The 18294-nt window shown below is 48.2% G+C and carries 21 protein-coding genes and 1 pseudogene; 3 read left to right on the forward strand and 19 right to left on the reverse strand.

Annotated elements, in window-relative coordinates:
- Positions 1–11 precede the first annotated feature (11 nt).
- The 12 genes from L6H65_RS23110 to L6H65_RS23165 form a co-directional block, all read right to left on the reverse strand.
- Positions 12–632, reverse strand: coding sequence for a YphA family membrane protein (locus tag L6H65_RS23110; protein WP_236345293.1), 621 nt, complete (start codon positions 630–632; stop codon positions 12–14).
- Between the two features lie 138 nt (positions 633–770).
- Positions 771–2000 (reverse strand): 30S ribosomal protein S1, encoded by a 1230-nt coding sequence (gene rpsA / locus L6H65_RS23115; protein WP_236345298.1) that lies wholly within the window; start codon positions 1998–2000, stop codon positions 771–773.
- A gap of 94 nt (positions 2001–2094) precedes the next feature.
- Positions 2095–2673: a lysophospholipid acyltransferase family protein gene (locus L6H65_RS23120; RefSeq protein ID WP_236345300.1), complete on the reverse strand. Its 579-nt coding sequence runs from the start codon at positions 2671–2673 to the stop codon at positions 2095–2097.
- A gap of 3 nt (positions 2674–2676) precedes the next feature.
- Positions 2677–3345 carry a (d)CMP kinase gene (gene cmk, locus L6H65_RS23125; RefSeq protein ID WP_236345363.1) on the reverse strand — a complete coding sequence of 223 codons (669 nt, stop codon included), beginning with the start codon at positions 3343–3345 and terminating at the stop codon, positions 2677–2679.
- 166 nt (positions 3346–3511) lie between these two features.
- Positions 3512–3724, reverse strand: coding sequence for a hypothetical protein (locus L6H65_RS23130; protein ID WP_236345303.1), 213 nt, complete (start codon positions 3722–3724; stop codon positions 3512–3514).
- A 103-nt stretch (positions 3725–3827) separates the two neighbouring features.
- The gene (locus tag L6H65_RS23135; RefSeq protein WP_236345305.1) at positions 3828–4481 is read right to left on the reverse strand and encodes a flagellar brake protein; all 654 of its coding nucleotides are present in this window, start codon (positions 4479–4481) and stop codon (positions 3828–3830) included.
- A gap of 109 nt (positions 4482–4590) precedes the next feature.
- Positions 4591–5925: a germination protein YpeB gene (gene ypeB / locus L6H65_RS23140; RefSeq protein ID WP_236345310.1), complete on the reverse strand. Its 1335-nt coding sequence runs from the start codon at positions 5923–5925 to the stop codon at positions 4591–4593.
- Positions 5926–6019: 94 nt separating this feature from the next.
- Positions 6020–6172: a hypothetical protein gene (locus L6H65_RS23145; protein WP_236345368.1), complete on the reverse strand. Its 153-nt coding sequence runs from the start codon at positions 6170–6172 to the stop codon at positions 6020–6022.
- Between the two features lie 66 nt (positions 6173–6238).
- Entirely contained in the window at positions 6239–6937 is a 699-nt protein-coding gene (prsW, locus tag L6H65_RS23150; protein ID WP_236345312.1) for a glutamic-type intramembrane protease PrsW, read from the reverse strand.
- Between the two features lie 72 nt (positions 6938–7009).
- Positions 7010–8260: a Glu/Leu/Phe/Val family dehydrogenase gene (locus L6H65_RS23155; protein ID WP_236345313.1), complete on the reverse strand. Its 1251-nt coding sequence runs from the start codon at positions 8258–8260 to the stop codon at positions 7010–7012.
- Between the two features lie 150 nt (positions 8261–8410).
- Positions 8411–9019, reverse strand: a complete 609-nt coding sequence (locus tag L6H65_RS23160) for a genetic competence negative regulator (RefSeq protein ID WP_236345318.1) — start codon at positions 9017–9019, stop codon at positions 8411–8413.
- A 246-nt stretch (positions 9020–9265) separates the two neighbouring features.
- On the reverse strand, positions 9266–9589 hold the full coding sequence (locus tag L6H65_RS23165; RefSeq protein ID WP_236345321.1) for a hypothetical protein: 324 nt from the start codon (positions 9587–9589) through the stop codon (positions 9266–9268).
- Positions 9590–9762: 173 nt separating this feature from the next.
- Here L6H65_RS23165 and L6H65_RS23170 point away from each other — a divergent pair, with 173 nt between their 5' ends.
- Complete coding sequence (locus L6H65_RS23170) at positions 9763–10689, forward strand: polysaccharide deacetylase family protein (RefSeq protein WP_236345326.1); 927 nt, start codon at positions 9763–9765, stop codon at positions 10687–10689.
- Here the strand turns inward: L6H65_RS23170 and L6H65_RS23175 are convergent.
- The 3 genes from L6H65_RS23175 to L6H65_RS23185 are packed head-to-tail and all read right to left on the reverse strand — an operon-like array spanning position 10634 to position 12395.
- Entirely contained in the window at positions 10634–11506 is an 873-nt protein-coding gene (locus tag L6H65_RS23175) for a metallophosphoesterase (protein WP_236345328.1), read from the reverse strand. The genes L6H65_RS23170 and L6H65_RS23175 overlap by 56 nt on opposite strands.
- Before the next feature lie 56 nt (positions 11507–11562).
- Positions 11563–11805: a hypothetical protein gene (locus L6H65_RS23180; RefSeq protein ID WP_236345331.1), complete on the reverse strand. Its 243-nt coding sequence runs from the start codon at positions 11803–11805 to the stop codon at positions 11563–11565.
- A complete protein-coding gene (locus L6H65_RS23185; RefSeq protein ID WP_236345335.1) occupies positions 11802–12395 on the reverse strand; it encodes a CPBP family intramembrane glutamic endopeptidase in 594 nt (197 codons plus the stop codon). The genes L6H65_RS23180 and L6H65_RS23185 overlap by 4 nt, the downstream gene beginning before the upstream one ends.
- Before the next feature lie 160 nt (positions 12396–12555).
- On the opposite strand from L6H65_RS23185, the gene L6H65_RS23190 reads away from it, so the two are divergent.
- Positions 12556–13482 carry a hypothetical protein gene (locus tag L6H65_RS23190; RefSeq protein ID WP_236345339.1) on the forward strand — a complete coding sequence of 309 codons (927 nt, stop codon included), beginning with the start codon at positions 12556–12558 and terminating at the stop codon, positions 13480–13482.
- A 12-nt stretch (positions 13483–13494) separates the two neighbouring features.
- Here the strand turns inward: L6H65_RS23190 and L6H65_RS23195 are convergent, their stop codons facing one another.
- Positions 13495–13824: a rhodanese-like domain-containing protein gene (locus L6H65_RS23195; protein WP_236345341.1), complete on the reverse strand. Its 330-nt coding sequence runs from the start codon at positions 13822–13824 to the stop codon at positions 13495–13497.
- A gap of 238 nt (positions 13825–14062) precedes the next feature.
- On the opposite strand from L6H65_RS23195, the gene serA reads away from it, so the two are divergent.
- Positions 14063–15655: a phosphoglycerate dehydrogenase gene (gene serA / locus L6H65_RS23200; RefSeq protein WP_236345350.1), complete on the forward strand. Its 1593-nt coding sequence runs from the start codon at positions 14063–14065 to the stop codon at positions 15653–15655.
- 201 nt (positions 15656–15856) lie between these two features.
- Here serA and L6H65_RS23205 read toward each other — a convergent pair whose 3' ends face one another.
- The 3 genes and pseudogenes from L6H65_RS23205 to L6H65_RS23215 all read right to left on the reverse strand — a co-directional run bounded on the left by L6H65_RS23205 (position 15857) and on the right by L6H65_RS23215 (position 17351).
- On the reverse strand, positions 15857–16345 hold the full coding sequence (locus tag L6H65_RS23205; protein ID WP_236345366.1) for an NUDIX hydrolase: 489 nt from the start codon (positions 16343–16345) through the stop codon (positions 15857–15859).
- 97 nt (positions 16346–16442) lie between these two features.
- Positions 16443–16550, reverse strand: a pseudogene (locus tag L6H65_RS26860) (IS1595 family transposase); the annotation flags it as partial.
- A 33-nt stretch (positions 16551–16583) separates the two neighbouring features.
- Positions 16584–17351 (reverse strand): hypothetical protein, encoded by a 768-nt coding sequence (locus L6H65_RS23215; RefSeq protein WP_236345353.1) that lies wholly within the window; start codon positions 17349–17351, stop codon positions 16584–16586.
- Between the last annotated feature and the right edge of the window lie 943 nt (positions 17352–18294).

Raw genomic sequence — 18294 nt, forward strand, 5'->3', positions numbered from 1 at the left:
CTGCCCCTCTCTTAATGCTCGGCTCGTTTGAGTTGTCTGACCAGCCATTCCCCCAGCCTTCTCAAATAGCCCTTCAGGCCTGCGGTTATTCTGCCAGCCGCGAACGCAACGGCCAACCCGTCCCACCAAGCTAAGGCGCCCAGCGTAAAGGGCTCCGCGTGGCTGAAACTGCGAACTAGTTCAACGATGACTGCCATGACAGAAGCCAAGACGATTGTGAGCAGCTGAGAGCGGAACCGCTCAACCATAGCACCGGCCAGAATGCCGGCCGCCAAAGCGCCGTCCCAGCCCGGAGCCAGCACGATAAATACCGGATCGACCGCATACATGAAACGTATCCACATCCAGACCAGGCCAGCGAATAGGGAGCTGGCGAGTACGAACACCAATTGCATGCCCGGATTGTCCATCACAACCGAAACGATGACGATTGCGAGAAACAGCACCACACTTCCCTTCACTGTCAGCCCCGCCCCTACAGGCAGCTCCAATGTCTGCAACAGCAACAGCCCTCCGATAAGTATGGCGAGCATTCGCGAAGATATGCCCTCTGACGCTTGCCGCTCCCATCCTGTCGCATACAGAATCATTCCGATCGTAAGCAGCCATATCGTCATAAATCCATCGTTCAACACCATCACCTCTCGATGACCCTATTATGTGCTTCAATGGACACCCCTCATACAGCCCGCATAATCCGCACGCAAAAAAGCCGCCCCTCAAGCAGATAGCTGCAAGATAGACGGCTTTCAGTAACCGTAATGAACGGTCTACTTCAGTTTACTCAGTTTGTCGCCAAAACGTTCTGCAAGCGAGTAGCTCATGCTTTGGTTGCTCAAGCTTACATTCGGATTGTCGATTGCTTCAATCTTTTGTTGACGAGGCGCTCTCTCCGGTCTTGGAGCTTGCTCTGGCGCTTCTTCCGTTTCTTTGATGCTCAGGCTGACACGCTTCTCCGCAGGGTTGAAGTCAAGCACTTTCGCTTTAACCTCTTGACCCTCTTGTACGACCTCATGCGGAGTTGCCACATGACGGTGCGCCAATTGAGAGATATGAACGAGTCCTTCTACGCCAGGCGCGATCTCAACGAAGACGCCAAAGTTAACGATACGACGAACCGTACCTGTTACGATGTCGCCTGTATTGAATTTCGAGCCTGCATTATCCCAAGGACCTGGCTCTGCAGCTTTCATGCTCAAGCTGATCTTGCCAGCAGCCGGATCAACCTTCAGCACTTTAACGCGCACTGCTTGACCTTCGGTTACGATATCCTTCGGATGAGCAACATGCTGCCATGAGAGCTCGGATACGTGAACAAGGCCGTCAATGCCGCCGATATCAACGAAAGCTCCGAATGGAGTCAACCGTTGAACCGTACCTTCCAGCTCTTGGCCAACCTGCAAATCGCCAATGATCTGCTGTTTGTTCTGTTCGAATTCCTGATCCAGCACTTCCTTCTGGGACAGGATCACTTTGTTGTTCTCGCGATCGATCTCCTTCACTTTGACGCGAAGCGTGCGACCCTTGTAATCGCTGAAATCTTCTACAAAGTGACGCTCAACCATAGAAGCGGGAATGAAGCCGCGAACGCCAATATCAGCTACAAGACCGCCTTTGACAACGTCGGCCACTGCAACTTCGAATACTTCACCGCTGTCGAAGCGTGCTTGCAGCACATCCCATGCGCGCTCGCCATCGATAACTTTTTTCGAGAGAACAAGCTTCTCCTTCTCATCGTCAATGCTGACAACCTTCAATTCCACTTCTTGACCGATCGTTACAGCATCGGCAGCATTTTCAAGCTGAACCGAGGAGAGCTCGCGAAGTGGAATAACGCCGTCATATTTATATCCAAGGCTTACATAAGCTTGGTTATCCTCAATTTTGACGATCGTGCCTTTCACTGTGTCCCCTTTTTTCAAGGTGACGAAATTATCCATAGCCTCCTGGCTAATTGTTTCCGCAGGAGCGGACTCTTGAACGTTTGTTTCTTCTGACATTTTAAAATACCTCCTCAATTCATACCCCAACTTTATTTAAACGTGCAGACCACAATTTGAATCATGAATTGCAGCGCACCGCCTAAAACAACACTTATTTTCTTTGTTCAACCAATTCACGGATACTGCCCATGATGGTTTGCGTCAACCTATCCAATACATCGGAAGAAGAGTCCTGTATAAATGCAGACATTTCTATCGGTTTGCCATAATAAATTCTCATCTTGCGAAACAAGCCGTACTTGCCGATTATCGCACAAGGCACAACGGTTGATTTGCTTCTCAGCGCTATCATCGCCGCACCCTTCTTGCCCATTGCATCCCCCGCGTTGCGTGTCCCTTCAGGAAAAATCCCCATGACTCCGCCCGCTTCGAGCAAAGTGATCGCAGATCTGATCGCATCCTTGCTGACGCCTCCGCGCTTAACCGGGAATGCGCCGACACCTCGGATCAGAGGACCGAAGAGCGGAATTCTGAACAGCTCTGCCTTTGCCATAAAATGAACCATTCGGTCCAGCTTGATGCCAACTGTAGGCGGGTCGAAAAAGCTGATATGATTGGAAGCCAGCACCACTGGCCCTGTCGCCGGAATGTTCTCCAGGCCATGCGCCTCGAAACGAAAAAATATGGCGTATAGAAAACGGAGCAGGCCGCGGCAAACTTTATATAACATAGTTTACTTCGCCTCCGCCATTTTGGTTCGGCTCAAGTCTACAATAAGTGCGACAACTTGATCGATTGTTAGCTCAGAACTGTCTATGACGACGGCATCCTGTGCACATATAAGCGGAGAAACCTCACGCTTCTCGTCACTCTCATCACGCTCGGCAATTTCCTGTTCAAGCTGCTCCAAGGTGATGCTGCCATCATGCTTGAGCTCCTTGAACCGGCGCAGGGCGCGAATTCCGACACTTGCAGTCAAGTATATCTTCAGTTCGGCATCTGGAAGCACATGCGAGCCGATATCGCGCCCGTCCATGACGATTCCTTTGCCGGCAGCCAATAGCCTCTGCAGCTCGACCAGACGAATTCGGACTGGCTCATGAGAAGCAACCTCGGACACCCGAAGCGTGACCTCCCGCGTGCGAATCGCCTCCGTCACGTCCTCTTCATCCAATAGTACGATCTGTCCCTGCTCGCCTTGCTTTAGCCGAATATGCAGCCTGGCAACGAGCGTTCTCAGCCCTTCCGAATCGCCGCTTGCAATACCTGCCCGATTCGCTGCTAAAGTAACAGCCCGATACATAGCTCCGGTATCGATGTAAATATAGCCGAGTTGCTCGGCGACTTTGCGGGCCACAGTACTCTTTCCCGCGCCGGCAGGTCCGTCAATCGCCACGTTCATACGATCGATGCCCTGTCCCCCATCCTTGCTCAACGGTGACAAACCTCCTTGATTGCTGCCTTCGACACCCAGCCCTGAATAATCTTCAAGAAAAAAGCAGGCTCTGCCTGCGTGTATAAAAAAATTATACCACAGCACCATGGGAGATGCAAAGAACGCAAACAGGCTAGAAGGGGACTCCCTCTAGCCGATCAACACCTGTAACCCAATTTCTCACGACAGGTATTTGAAGCGCAAGCTGGCTTAACATAATGGCAAGCAGAAGCATAATTACAATTTTTTTCAATATATTCGTCACGTCGTCAGACCATTCAATCAGCCGCTTCGCGGAGCTCATCGTTGAATGCCGGCCACGTCCTGTCCAGTGGCGCTTCTTCATAGAAACATCCCTTTCTCCAATACAGGATGGGGTTAGTTTTTCCATGAATGGCTGTGTTATTCATGTCCTTCCAGGAATGAAATTTTGTACTTTCAGTGACAGCCTATTTTTTACGATAGTCAAGCTGCCGCTCAAAGCAGAAACGGATGATTTTCTGACGCTCGCTATCCGAGATGCTGGCAAATTTGGCCATCACCTGATTGCGGCCGGTTTCCATATCTTTGACACGCACAATCTCGGCTTTGAACTGCGCATGCTCTACTGTGCCATTTCGATAAGGAATCAGCAGCCAGCAATCCAGCTCTTGACTCGTTTTTAGCGGCCAACGTTTGTCGCACAGGAACGAAATCCCCCCGCCCCCTACATCATCAGTCATCCCGATGAAACGGACATGCGACGACATTCTAATCGCTATTTCAAGCTCTGCCGCCACACGAAGAAAGGAACGGCGCTGCACACTCGTAATTGCGTCAAGCTGGGGCTTGCGGATGCGAATCAGCTTCACAACATCATCCTTAAATCCAAGCACATGGGAGTTGAAATAATGCTTGACGCCATCTCCGGATACGAAATAAATGGAAAGCTCGTCACCGAGAAACAGTCGTTTGTATTTCCCAGTTCCTTCGATTATGGGAACATCGATCAGCAGCTCGTCCTCATGCTCATCTTCCACTCTTGATTTATATTCCATTGCCGCTTCTTCCTCATCGGATGAGGCCACCTGCAAGAATAAGAAATGCTTCACTTTCGGCAACATAGTCTTTAGTCCCTCCCATTTTCTAGATTATAGCACAGCATGTCGAAATTTGGGGAGAGGTTCTATGAGAAAAGGACGAGCCAACAGCAGCTCGTCCTTCATCCCATTATTATGCCGACAGTTGTTCGATGGACTCTTCAAGTCCGGTTTCGGCATTAATATATATGCGATACTTGCCGCCATTGATTCGGCCTGTAAATTCATGGCACAGCACTTCATTGCCAGCGTCACTCTTGATCAGAGCCATCCTCTGAGAGAATGTCTTGAAATCAGGATTCAACGACTTGCGCGCCTGTGCGGCATCAAGCTTAGGCTTCGGGATATTGCGCTTATGGTGCTCATACACATAATCGTTGGCCTGCAGTCCCACAGCTTCGCCATTATCCAGCGCTACCTTGACAATGAGCTTCTCTGGGTAGATGAGCACCCCATTCTGCGATGCCACACAAGTGAAGACGGCAATATTGGAGAATTCACTGTAATTGACTGCTTCCATTCCTTTATAGCCGTGACGCTCTAGAAACTCGATCCCTTTGCGCTCCGCTTCGCCCACCTTCAGTGTCGCTTTACCGACGTCACGCGGATTCATGAACGAAATTAATTGGCCGCCCTGCTGCGTAAAGTCCATTTGGACCGGTTTGTCCGTATTTGGACCCTTCGCCGTTACGGAGAAGGAAGCGTACTCTGTTCCCTTTCCGTTCTCCACCACTTTAATTCCACTCGTATCCTTCAAGCTGAGAAAATGTGCCGCAGTCTTCTTAATCTCTTCGGCTGTCTTTTTGCCGCCGCCAAGCATCTTGATTGTTCGCTTCTGATACATGCTGCTGACCGAAGGTCCCCAGTTGATCTCTGGATATTCGCCCACCTTCTTGTCTACAGTCTTGAAGCCGTCGATGATTGAGTTGTCCAGCGTAGAATTCTCCGATGCCAGCGCAATCTCCACGTCCATCCAGCGCAGGTTTTTGGCGAGCACCTTATCCTGAACAGCATATAGATCCTTCGCAATTTCCTTGGAGCTGGCATATAGTGTTTTGAGCGTCTTGTATTCGTCTGGAGATAACGGATTCTTCGTCAGATCACGAACGGAAGTCTTATACGAGAAGTTGGCGATCCGCGATAGAAACTCCTCGGTTTTGCTGAATGGCAGAAGCGTAAGCGGCAGCTGGTTAATCTCATTCTGCGCCTCGCTGGTCAATCGCCATACATTGACCAAACCTTTGCGATGGAAGCCCTGCGAGGTTGAATTAACAGCCAACGTATTACCCAGCTCGCGATGAAGCTGCTCGACATGATAGCTCAGATCATGGAATGCGCGCTGGTATTGATTCTCGGCTTTGATCAATATGGAGTTTTTATCCTGATGCTCTTGATAGCCCCAATAGATCGATCCGATAAAAAACAGTGTCATGACTGGAAACAATACGGCACTTAATCGACGGTACATAAGGCAAAAGCTCCTTTCGTGTGCAAAACCTGGTGTTAGTTTGGTTTGCCGAAAGGAGCTTTATGCATGTTTTGTTTGTAATTGTGAATCTCCGCTAAAGCGCAACCTCCTGAATTTCGAAATCCAGCGTATTGTTGCAGAGACACTGCTTGAAGCCCGTATCAATCTTACCCTTCTCCCGACGACCGCGAAGAACGAATTTCTCACCGCAGATGTTGCATCGTATAGCTACCTTTACACGCGACAAACTCATGGTTCCTCCTAAAAGTTTTGCGTAGCAAAACTTGCTTTACCTCTATTATAGGCAGAAGCGTTAGAGATTAACCTCTTCCTCGCGCAGCAGCATACGAAACGGAGATCTTGCGTTGGCGCGGTTCATCTTCCTCAATCCTTTGACCCATAAATAAATCATGAGCGGGATCATGAACCATATCCAGTACGTCGTGCCCGACCCGATAATCCAGTCATAAACGCCATGCTCCAGCAGCGGAATGGACAATGACATCAACAGGAACAAGCGGGTTCGCGATGCAGCCGAAGCGAATTTGGCTTTGCCCAAATAATAGCCCATGGTGACGCCAAACAATGCATGTCCAGACACCGGAAGCAGCGCCCGGCCAAGCAGCGAACCGAATGAAGCCGGCTGATATATGGCATACAGAACATTCTCAACTGTCGCAAAACCAAGCGAGATCGCAACCGCATATACAATGCCATCATAGGGCTCGTCGAACTCCGTATGATTATAGATGATATGATAAAGAACGAACCACTTTATGATTTCCTCTACACCGGAAGAAATGACAAAGGCGAATACGATGGGCTGATCTCCCCACCAGAGGAGGAGACCGCGTTGTATGACCATAATAGGCAGAACGATCAGCACGCCGAGCAGAAACACACGCACAACCATATGAACCGGCTCCGTGTCGTATCTGTCTTTGAGATAAAAATAAGTAAGCAGTGCTACTCCAGGAGCAATCGCTGCGGTTAAAATGGAAAGAATCAGCATCGTTTCTCTCGCCACCTCCTCTGATTCAACTGCCCTTGATCCTAAAGGGCGAACCTATACCTGTACCGGAAGCTACACCCAGCCGCGCAGCCGCGATGCTTCCGCTACCTTCCTTACACCAACCATATAGGCGGCAAGCCGCATGTTCACCTTGCGCGTAGTGTGCAGCTCGTAGACCTGTTTGAAGCCGCGGACCATCATATCCTTAAGCTTCGTATCTACTTCCTCTTCCGACCAATAATAGCCCTGATTGTTCTGCACCCACTCAAAGTAGGAGACGATAACGCCCCCGCTGCTTGCCAGAACATCCGGCACCAGCAGGATGCCGCGATCTGTCAATATGCGTGTCGCTTCCAGCGTTGTGGGACCATTAGCGGCCTCAACGACGATTTTGGCGCGGATCCGGTCAGCATTGTCAATCGTGATCTGATTCTCAATAGCTGCTGGTACTAGTATATCGCAATCGAGCGTCAGTAGCTCATCATTGGAGATTGTATTCTTGAACAAGTTGGTAACAGTACCGAATGAATCTCTGCGGTCAAGCAAATATTCAATATCCAGCCCATTCTCATTATACAACGCGCCGTTCACATCGGAAATAGCAATAACTTTAGCCCCTGCCTCATGCATGAACTTGGCGAGGTAGCTGCCTGCATTTCCGAAGCCCTGAATGACGACGCGGGCGCTTGCCAGCGGGATGTTCTTCATCTTGAGCGCTTCATCGATCATGAGCGCAACACCGCGCGCTGTCGCGCTCTCGCGGCCTAATGAACCGCCAAGCACAATAGGCTTTCCTGTAATAAATCCTGGAGAGTCAAACTCGCGAATACGGCTGTACTCATCCATCATCCAAGCCATAATCTGGGAGTTCGTCATCACATCGGGAGCAGGGATATCTTTGGCCGGACCTACAAGCTGGCTAATTGCCCTTACATAGCCCCGGCTTAGCCGTTCCAGTTCGTAGAACGACATTTGACGGGGATCGCAGATAATGCCGCCTTTGCCTCCGCCGTACGGCAAATCTGCTATTCCGCATTTCAATGTCATCCAGATGGACAATGCTTTGACCTCATCCAAATTCACCCCGGGATGGAATCGGACCCCGCCCTTGGTTGGACCTACCGCATCATTGTGCTGTGCGCGATAGCCAACAAACACGCGGGTCTTCCCATCATCCATTCGAACCGGTATTCTTACCGTCAGAATACGAATGGGCTCCTTCAGCAGCTCAATCATATCATCGCCGTAGCCCAGCTTTCTGAGCGCTTCCTCTATTACAATTTGTGTCGATATCAGCACATCGTTATTGTTGGTCTCCGTCACTGAGCTCGTCCCCACCTTTTTTTGTACTAATATGAACGTGATGCTGTCCAACTATGCGAAAGCTCCCCCAATTGCCATAAGCAAGACAAACAAAGAGCATCTGCATACGGCTATGATACCGCAGCTGACGCTCCCTTATAAATGTTTATTTTAAAAATGAGTGCAAATTTCCTGAACAGCTTTGGCTGGAACGATGACCTTGCCGTATTCTTCAAGAATAGCGGTCGTTACTGACGTCGCCTCTCCAAACTCAGCGAGAAGGGCGATAATAGCATGATACCGCGGCAGCTCCAATCCAACCGGTTCAAATGCCAGCATATATTTGCCGTTGTAGGCATATAAGCGTCCATCGTCTGTCAGCTCAGCTGCCTGCAGCATCTTGCTGACGGAAATGACATCCTCAATATCGCGAAACGCATATAATACGACATCGCTTTGTTCAAGAGTCACCTCAAGCTCATAGACGTCTTCATCGTTGTCTTCATCCTCTAAAGCCCGTTCCTCGTGCTTTCCATTCACCTTGCCTCTTGTGACAATGACAACCATACCTTGAGCAGGAAGGGCAAACACCTCAACTGCAAGCGGACCGCTCGCATCGAAGCCCAGTTCATTATAGGCCTGATCCATCATCTCGCTGAATAGCTCATGCACTTTCGGAATTTCGCGCCACATATCGTCCTTCTGGATCCCACGCTCCAGCAGGTCGTCGAACGTCAGAAATATTCGTATTTTGTCTTGATTGAGTCGTTCGATTTTCATGATAGGATCCTCCTTTTCGAGGGCATCTGCTTCGTTGATATGGAGCAAAGCACTGTTCTGAAAGCGCACCATCCTGGCAGTTTCTGTTATTACAGTGTATGAAGCAGCAGCAAAATGGTGATTAAATCGTGCTATGTAACTATGTTATCATGTCTGTCCTTTGAATGCACTAGTGTGGAGTGAAAAAAAGAATCGTTTGAGCCGTTTGCTTCAATACGCAACGAAACGGTCAAACGATTCATTTTATTAATGCGTTTTACTGCCTTCTGCTGCAATGCGCTCCGCTTCCTTCTTGACTGCCGGATCGCTATTCATCAGCATTTCAATCTGTCCCCAAGCCGCAGCCGAATTCTCAGGAGCGGTTCCATTGGTTTTCGGTGCGGAATGCTTTGAATTATTTTTTCCTGCTGTCGTGTTGATTACCGCTTCAATAGTACGACCCTTCAAGCCTGATGCCATGTTGGCGCAAGCTGCTGTCGCCCAGGCGAACATTCCCGGCCGCTTCTTAGCGACATAGGCCGCAGCCATAGCGCCAGCCAGACTGCCCAGCAAAAAACCCGTCCATCTCATATGCCATCCTCCTTATTTCTAATGGGTTCCGCGATTAGTTTTGCCCTTGCTGCTACGCGTCATCCCACTATAAAATAAGGAAAGCAGCTGCCATGCATGGCATGTGCCCTTCCGAAATATGATACAATAAAGACAATTTCAGATGTAGACTATTCGATTTCAGCAGGAGGACAATGATGCTTGCCACACGGACTGCCAGAACGATTACAACCCTTCTCCTCGCACTTCTCTTAATGGTCGGCTGCAGTACAACTCAGAAGGAAACAAGCAATTCCGGGACTGGGAATACCCCTGATCCGTCACAGGAATCGTCGCAGCCCGATGGGCAGACATCACCCGAGACGCCGCCAACTGAAGCAGCAGGCAGCGAGGATGAGCCAACTGCACAGCCGGAAGAAGACCCGCCAGCAAAGGATGACGAGCCAGCTCAAACAGAAGCGAAGGAAAAGCTGTACCGCATGAATGCCGCTTACCGATTCGAGCCAATTGACAAGGAGACTTCGGATAAGGTTGTTCTGCTTACCTTCGACGATGGGCCCAAGGAGGCTGAAATGATCGACTCCATGCTGGATACGCTGGATAAGCATAAAGCCAAGGCAATTTTCTTTGTGAACGGATATCGGGTGAAGCAGCATCCCGAGCTGCTCAAAAAAATTGCTGATCGCGGTCAAACAATCGGCAATCATTCCTGGGATCATATTGACTTGAAGAAACAAACGAAAGAGGAAATTGAGAAGCAGCTTGGAGACGTTCAAACCATTGTCAAGGAAACAATCGGCAACTCGCCTGTGTTTTTCCGTCCACCCTTCGGCTCAGGAGGCGATAAGGTGAAGCAGATTGCGCGAGAACACGGCATGCTGTTCATGACCTGGTCGAACGGCTCGCTGGATTGGGACAAGAGCACGAAGGATAAGCCTGACAAGGTCATTAGCAATGTGATGGAGCAGTTGCATCCAGGGGCCAACATTCTGATGCATGAGCTTCCATGGACAGATAAAGCGCTGGACACCCTGCTTGCCAAGCTGGAGGAGAAAGGCTATTCCTTTATTGACCCGGCGACGATTGACCTTGGCCTTGATGAGGCTCGGAACGCAAAGTAAAGAGATGAAGCTCGGCCGGAACCTTCAAGCGCATTGGAATTTTGGAGGTGCCGAATCCGCAGCTGACGAACAACCGGGGCGACGCTGCTCCGGTTGTTCTTTCATTCGTATCGATATACCAGCCTCTGCTGAATGACCTGACCGAAGCGGTCTTGAGCAGCGGCCCGTACATCGGCAGCACGATCTGTCCGCCGTGCGTATGGCCTGTCAGAATAAGATCAACCGCTGTATCCGGCTTGAACTTTCTGAGAATGATGGGGTCATGTGCCAGCAGCAGCGTGAACAGCTCCTCTTCTGCCTCATGCTCGCTTAGCGCTTGCTCCAGCTGTGCCCGGCCTGTTCGCGGATCATCAACGCCTGCTAGCCTGAATCGGCTGCCGTCCCGCTGTTCCATTACAACGGCCTCGTTGACTAGCACTCGCACTCTTTCCTCCTGAAGCAGCACTTCGAATGGCCTAATGTCCTCATCATAATCATGATTGCCGTATACCATATACACGGGAGCTATCGATGCCAGCTTGCGAATATTGTCTCTGCAACGCGAGAGAGGAACCTTCCGCTCACGAAGATCTCCACCGATCAGAACAAGGTCTACTCTTCCTTCTTCCCTGCATTGCTGGATAATAGTGTCTGGAATCGTCCGTCTATGTATATCCGAGATGAACAGCAGCTTCGTTCCGTCGAATGCAGGCGGCAGACGATGCAAAACAATTTCTTGCCGATCCAATTGATAATGATAGGAATGGCGAATCATGTGCAGAATCAGAATGGCAACAGCGGCCGTTATTATCGTAATACCTACAGCAACAACAATCATGATCAGCTCTCAGCTCCCCGCTATGCCGCATTGAGCAGCATGACTCCGTAATTGTTTTAAGGCATTTGCAATTCCCCTGAGTTATGCCTGCCCCACAGCAGCAAGCCGCCCAGGAGCAGGATGAACAAGACAGTCAACACACGATAGAACCATGCCGTCATCTTTCCTTTATTAGAAGGATGAGTCTTCCTTCTTGAAGGGATTGCCCCCTCCTCAGCCTGCATCTCGGCAGCAGCCTCACGTTTGGAATCGCGCCTCAGCGTTCTGGATCGACTGCCAAATTTATCCATTCTACTCATTGTTCCCTCCGAAAACGAATCAACAATCCCATGATCATATCGATTAGAAAGTGGGCGATTATCGGTGCCCATAGCGTACCTGTCTCTGTATAGATCCACCCAAGCGCATAGCTGATCGAGAACACAAGGCCTGTCGGTATCCAGTGCCTCAAGTAGCGGACATGGATGGTCGCAAACAAGATGCTGGTCCAATATGGCCCAATATTATGCTGGATCGCTCCACGAAACAAGGTCTCCTCGCACACCGCTATAACAAAGGACATGACAACGATATGCCAGACAGGACGGCTGCGGAAAATACGGTCGTTCACACCCCCGTCATCGCTGACTTCATCAGGCACGAAGCGGGATATTAGCAAATCCACAACAATGACAAGCGCCGCCAATCCGGCTCCCCATAGAATGAAGGAAGCCCCCTCAGGAAGCTTGAATAATAAAAATGGGTTTCTGTGCTGAAATAAAATCCAGATGAAGCCGATAATAAATGTAATGGCTTGCGTGGCATACAAATTAATGAGTAATAGACGGTCATCGATTTGGTCAATTGTTACTTTTTTGAACCGAATTTTGCGTATGTCGAATTTTTTCATAGTTTACCGCCTATCATGAAGGTTCATATTTCATTTTTGAGAATTTTACCCTATACTAATAGGACAATTGATTCATATCGATGAACAAGATGACGCAATTCTGCTTTATGCGACATCCGTCCTTATTATAATGACGACAAATGGAACGAGGAGATTTAACATGGAGAAACGACTGACACGTACTGAATTGCTCTTTAGCTTTGGCTTTCTATTCATGCTTGTTGTTGCTGTCGGAGCCTTTTTCTACGGCGTTCAAATCGGTTCAGACAAAACGGAATCGAAATTCATCGAGCAAACGAAGCATCTGAGCTCTACTAAGGAAGGCGTTGTAACCGCTTATCAGCAGCAAGACCTCGTTTCTTTCTATCATACCGTATTTTTGCCTTATCGTGAATTTCAAAACGAATGGTTTGCAAGCTTACATAAAATGTCCTCGCAGCAGCTTGTCGATTCTTCCTCTGCTCTGAAGGAATTATCCAGTCTGGCCAAGCAGAAGTATAAGGAAGCGGAGCATGCCTCCGTTCCCAAAACATCGCCGCTGCTTGAAGAGGCTCAGCTGCAATTCCTGAAAGGTCTCAAGATGTTCCAGGAAGCGGCAGACCGCGGCGCAGTATCCGCCAAAGAGCTGTCTGCTGCAGAACTGCTCGCTGCCTTGAAGCAGGATGCTTATTATCTAGAAGGCGTAAAGCACACGATGGCCGGCCAGCAAAACTATTATGATGCCATGTTGAAATGGGCTTCGAGCGTCAATCCTAACATTCCGAGCAATTACGCCAATCCTGATGTGCTTGAGATCGCTGCTTGGAAGGCACTGCCGCTTGTTATCAAGAACAAGCTGATGGCTGAGCAGTTGAATGTCCGCAAGCAGCTTGCATCCTTCTATCCGCAGGATCTGACAACTCGCGTGGATGAATTTATTTTATCAGGCCAAGCCAGCAAAATGAAAATGAAAACGGTCGATGCAATCGTCGATCTGCTTATTAATACGGAGGCTGTTCGCTCCGGCGATTTCAGCGGAAGCAAGGCTCAGCTGTATACGAAAGACCTATTGCCGCAGCTGCCGTTCTTCTTCCCCGAGAAAGAATAATAGTTTCCAGTACTAATCGTACTGGAAACCATCATAAAGAGAGGCTATGGCGGCCATTCCACCTGCAACGTTGCGGAGGCTGTCATAGCCTTTTTGCTGCAAAAAATGGCAGACCGCCGCACTGCGCACGCCGTGAGCGCAAACAATATACAGCGTTTTATCCGCTGCCAGCTCATGAAGTCGGTCAGGAATCGTATTCATCGGTATGAGCGACGATTGCTCCAGATGGTAATATTCCCATTCCGCTTCTTCGCGCACATCGATGATCTGTTCAGCATCCAGCTGGCCTGAACGCAACAGCTCGACGAATAATTCCGGCTCCAAATCGCTCCAATTATTCAAGCAATCTCCCCCCATACATCTGCTAATACCTTAACTTCTTGCGGTTGATCATAACGAAATTTTCACAAATGAGCAAGTTTCGGCATTGCTTTTGTCTGCATCCTTGCTATAAAATAGTAAAGTCTAATGTGTCTCAGTTGTGAGGGGATGCATGCTTTGAAATTGAGTTTCTACTTGGAGACGTGACATGATGTGCGTTTCTACTTTTTTTACATATGCTTGTAGGAGGCAATTCGACATGTTTAAAGTACTAGTCTCAGATCCAATCAGCGATCTCGGCATTCAGAAGCTTGCAGACGCTGAGGATGTAACCATCGACAAGAAGCCTGGACTTAGCGAGGACGAGCTTGTCGCCATTATCGGCGATTATGACGCTCTTCTCGTTCGCAGCCAGACGCGCGTAACTCCGCGCATTATGGAAGCAGGCAAGCAACTGAAAGTTGTTGGACGTGCTGGCGTAGGTGTCGACAACATCGACCTGAACGCAGCAACACAGCGTGGTATTATTGTTATCAATGCGCCTGACGGCAACACGATTACGACCTGCGAGCACACCTTCGCCATGATTATGGCAGTAGCCCGCCACATTCCCCAAGCCTATCAGAAGACTGTAAGCGGCGTGTGGGATCGCAAATCGTTCCTTGGCGTAGAGCTTCGCAATAAAGTGCTCGGCGTTATGGGCATGGGCCGGATCGGCAGCGAGGTAGCCAAGCGTGCCAAAGCGTTCGGTATGGAAATTTGGGGCTATGACCCATTCTTGACCGAAGATCGTGCGGAAGCGCTGGGCATTCGTCTATCCTCCGTCGATGATATCGTTCGCAATGCGGACTTTATGACGGTTCATACACCGCTTACGCCTGAGACTCGCCATATGATTTCCAGCAAGCAGTTCGAAGTGATGAAGAAAGGCATGCGGATCGTCAACTGTGCGCGCGGCGGCATTATCGATGAGCTCGCACTTGTCGAAGCAATCGAGCAAGGAATCGTAGCCGGCGCTGCTTTCGACGTATTCGAAGTGGAGCCACCGGCAGCCGATCATCCTTTCCTGAAGCTTCCGCAGGTCATCGTAACGCCTCACCTTGGCGCTTCCACTGTTGAAGCACAAGAGAATGTTGCGATTGACGTATCGGAGCAGGTGTTGAACATCCTGCGTGGCAAACCGTTCATCAATGCGGTTAACATGCCGCCAATCCCTGCTAACCTGTTGAACATTCTGCAGCCTTACTTCCCTCTTGGAGAGAAGCTCGGCAACTTTGCAGCGCAATTGGCAGAAGGTGCTGTAGAAGAGATAACGGTTAGCTACTCCGGTGAATTGGCCGATGTAGACACTCAACCGCTTACTCGTTATGTTGTGCGCGGCGTGCTGTCCCATCATCTCGGCTCCGAGCAGGTCAATGTCGTGAACTCGCTCCATCTTGCCAAGGAACGCAATGTGAACATTGTCATTCAAAAGTCACAAGTTTCGCGCGACTTTACGAACCTCGTGACAGTAACGCTTCGTTCCAAGAAGGAAGAGCGTTTGGTAGCGGGTACGCTGCTGTCCGGTTATGGTCCGCGTGTCGTGCAAATCGACAAGTTCCCGGTCGATGTTTCTCCTGAGGGCAATCTGATCCTTGTCTCGCATAATGACAAGCCAGGTATCATTGGCCGTGTCGGAACACTTCTCGGCAACAATGACGTGAATATCGCGACCATGCAGGTTGGACGTAAAATTATTGGCGGTGCTGCGATTATGGTGCTTTCCGTCGATAAAGGAACGCCAAAAGAAGTGCTCACCGAGCTCGCCAGCCTTCCTGACTTGAACAATGCGAAAGAAATTAATCTGTTCTAAATTGAGCAGATAAACAATAAAAAGAACGCATGCTTGGGTAAATTGCCCTGCTGCGTTCTTTTTGTTCTCATTTGGAGGCCGTTAACAAAATGGTATAGCTACTATTTTATTTATTCACATCTAGAGCTGGGCCAGAAAAAGCTGGATCAACGCGGTTAATATAAACGGGTTCGCCTTTAGCAGTTTTCACCCCTTGTACAACTAAACAAACCTGTGAATCTTGACATTACATTCTAACGTTGTCGCAGTGATATATTCAACATAATTCACAGAGCCGTTAAAGTTCAAATAAGCTTCATATCGCATGCGGATTGCGGGTAAAGTAATAAAATCCAAAACATTTTCCTTTGGAACCCACCTACACTCGCTCGTTTCATCAGAAGCAGCTAACTCTCCACCCACAGCTTTGCACATGAAATCAAACATGACCTTCGTAGGTACATCAGTCACACCGTCATACCACTTATGTGCGGCTGTATTCGAAACAACACTAATTAATTGGCTAACAGTAGCGTCTATTCCACTTTCCTCTTTGATTTCACGAATCACGCCATCAATCAGGTTCTCTCCAACTTCAGTTATCCCACCAGGATATACCCAACCATCGTCATGGGCTTTTACTAATAGAATATTTCCATTTCCATCTTCTACAATTCCGCCTGCTGATACAATATGTGTTGGAAACGCCATTTCACAACCTCCTAATTCAGTGAATAACACCATTAAAGCGGTCCAACCCAAATGACCACCAACCGCTTCATCCAATTTTGCGGTCCGAATACGTCCACGCCAAAGTACGCAGAGTCATTTTCTGACGGTTACGGGCAACGAGTACACATACTTGGGCATTACTAATGCCACGATATTTGGCTTTTCCGCCACGTTTACGTGGCTTACCGTTCTGCAATATGAGATTGAGCCGCCTACACTAATCACTATTTAATTTAATATTTATAGGATACTCTTGTAAGATCTCATCCTTTTCCACATCAATTATCACGAACTTATAATAACCTAATTCAAAACCGTCCTCACTATTTGGAATAAGAGATCCGACTATTTTTGAATCAATGCCGACAAAGGAACGTTCCCCATTCAGATCAGCGCCACGCAATGACGTCATTTCATGACCCGGAGTTTCCTGATCTTTGGACGCAATAAATTGGTTTTCTACAGCCTTATACTCGATTGAATAAGCTAGTACGTCCAGATTGTGATTGTCGCCATCAAATGTTATATTTTCTTTTTTTGCCATGGTGTCAGCTTCTGATAACAGTGATACATCCTTGTTTTCAAAATCAATATAGTACGTGTCAGCAACAAGGCCATGCTTGCCATCCAATGAAAGCTGCAATTTTTGATCAATGAAATCTTGCACTTCAAATTGCAAGGTTATTGCCCTATCAATATCATTATTAGAAATATTGTATCTTAACAAGTGACGACCAAATGATGCGTAAATATAATCTGATTGATTTGGATGCCATATTTGCCAGCCGTGAGAACCCCATATAGCGCTTTTTAACTGTTCTTTAGCCATTTCCACATCGATGAAATAAGGAGCAGCAGCCTGCTTTGACTCATCGTTGTTTTTTAAATCCAAGTCATGATTTACGGTTTGAGCCTCATTAGTGCATGCAGTTAACATAAAAGCAAATAAGAGCACCACACTCATTACACACGCGAATTTTTTCATATTTTTTAGCTGCCCCTTTGCATAATACGTGCAAATTTTTGTAACGAGAAAATGTATAGAGTAACCTCGAAACAATTAAAATGATTTCACAATACTATAAACGATTGGAAAATGGGATTTGTTACACAAAGGTGGTAAACAAAAACCCCAACAGCCTATGCATTATCTTATCATTACCCATCTTCCTCAATTAAAGCTCGTGCGGGTAAGGTCAAGAGGAAGCCTGCTCAAACACCTATAAAATCAGGCTGTTTAATAAGTTTATCTAGACATTCCCTGTAAGATAGAATACCGCGTTACAGCATGAAAAAGTGGAGCGAGGCACACTGTAAGGCTGAAAAATCCTCTTAAAGTTAACAAAACGTCGTAAACTCCTCATCGGTAATCGCTGTAAGATTGAAATATCGTTTTACAGCACGAAAAAATGGAGCGAGGCGCGCTGTAAGGCTGAAAAATCCTCTTAAAGTTAACAAAACGTCGTAAACTCCTCATCGGTAATCGCTGTAAGATTGAAATATCGTTTTACAGCACGAAAAAGTGGAGCGTGGCGCGCTGTAAGGCTGAAAAATCCTCTTAAAGTTAACAAAACATCGTAAACTCCTCATCGGCAATCGCTGTAAGATTAAAATATCGTTTTACAGCACGAAAAAGTGGAGCGTGGCGCGCTGTAAGGCTGAAAAATCCTCTTAAAGTTAACAAAACGTCGTAAACTCCTCATCGGTAATCGCTGTAAGATTGAAATAGAGACTGTCGATTAACTGTTTACAAATGAGGGAGATTCTACTTCCTTTGTGAAAGAGGCGATGGGAAATGGGTAAATACGGGTAATTTGGCGAGGTGGAGCACATGGTGATGTGTTTTCGAGAGCTGACTGCTGCTTTTTTACCTTATGTGGCTGGCTTCGTGAGTTGCTTAGCATGTCGAAGAACCCCTGGTTTAGGGG

Origin of the sequence: Paenibacillus plantiphilus (assembly GCF_927798095.1) — a bacterium.
Lineage (GTDB): Bacteria > Bacillota > Bacilli > Paenibacillales > Paenibacillaceae > Paenibacillus_Z > Paenibacillus_Z plantiphilus.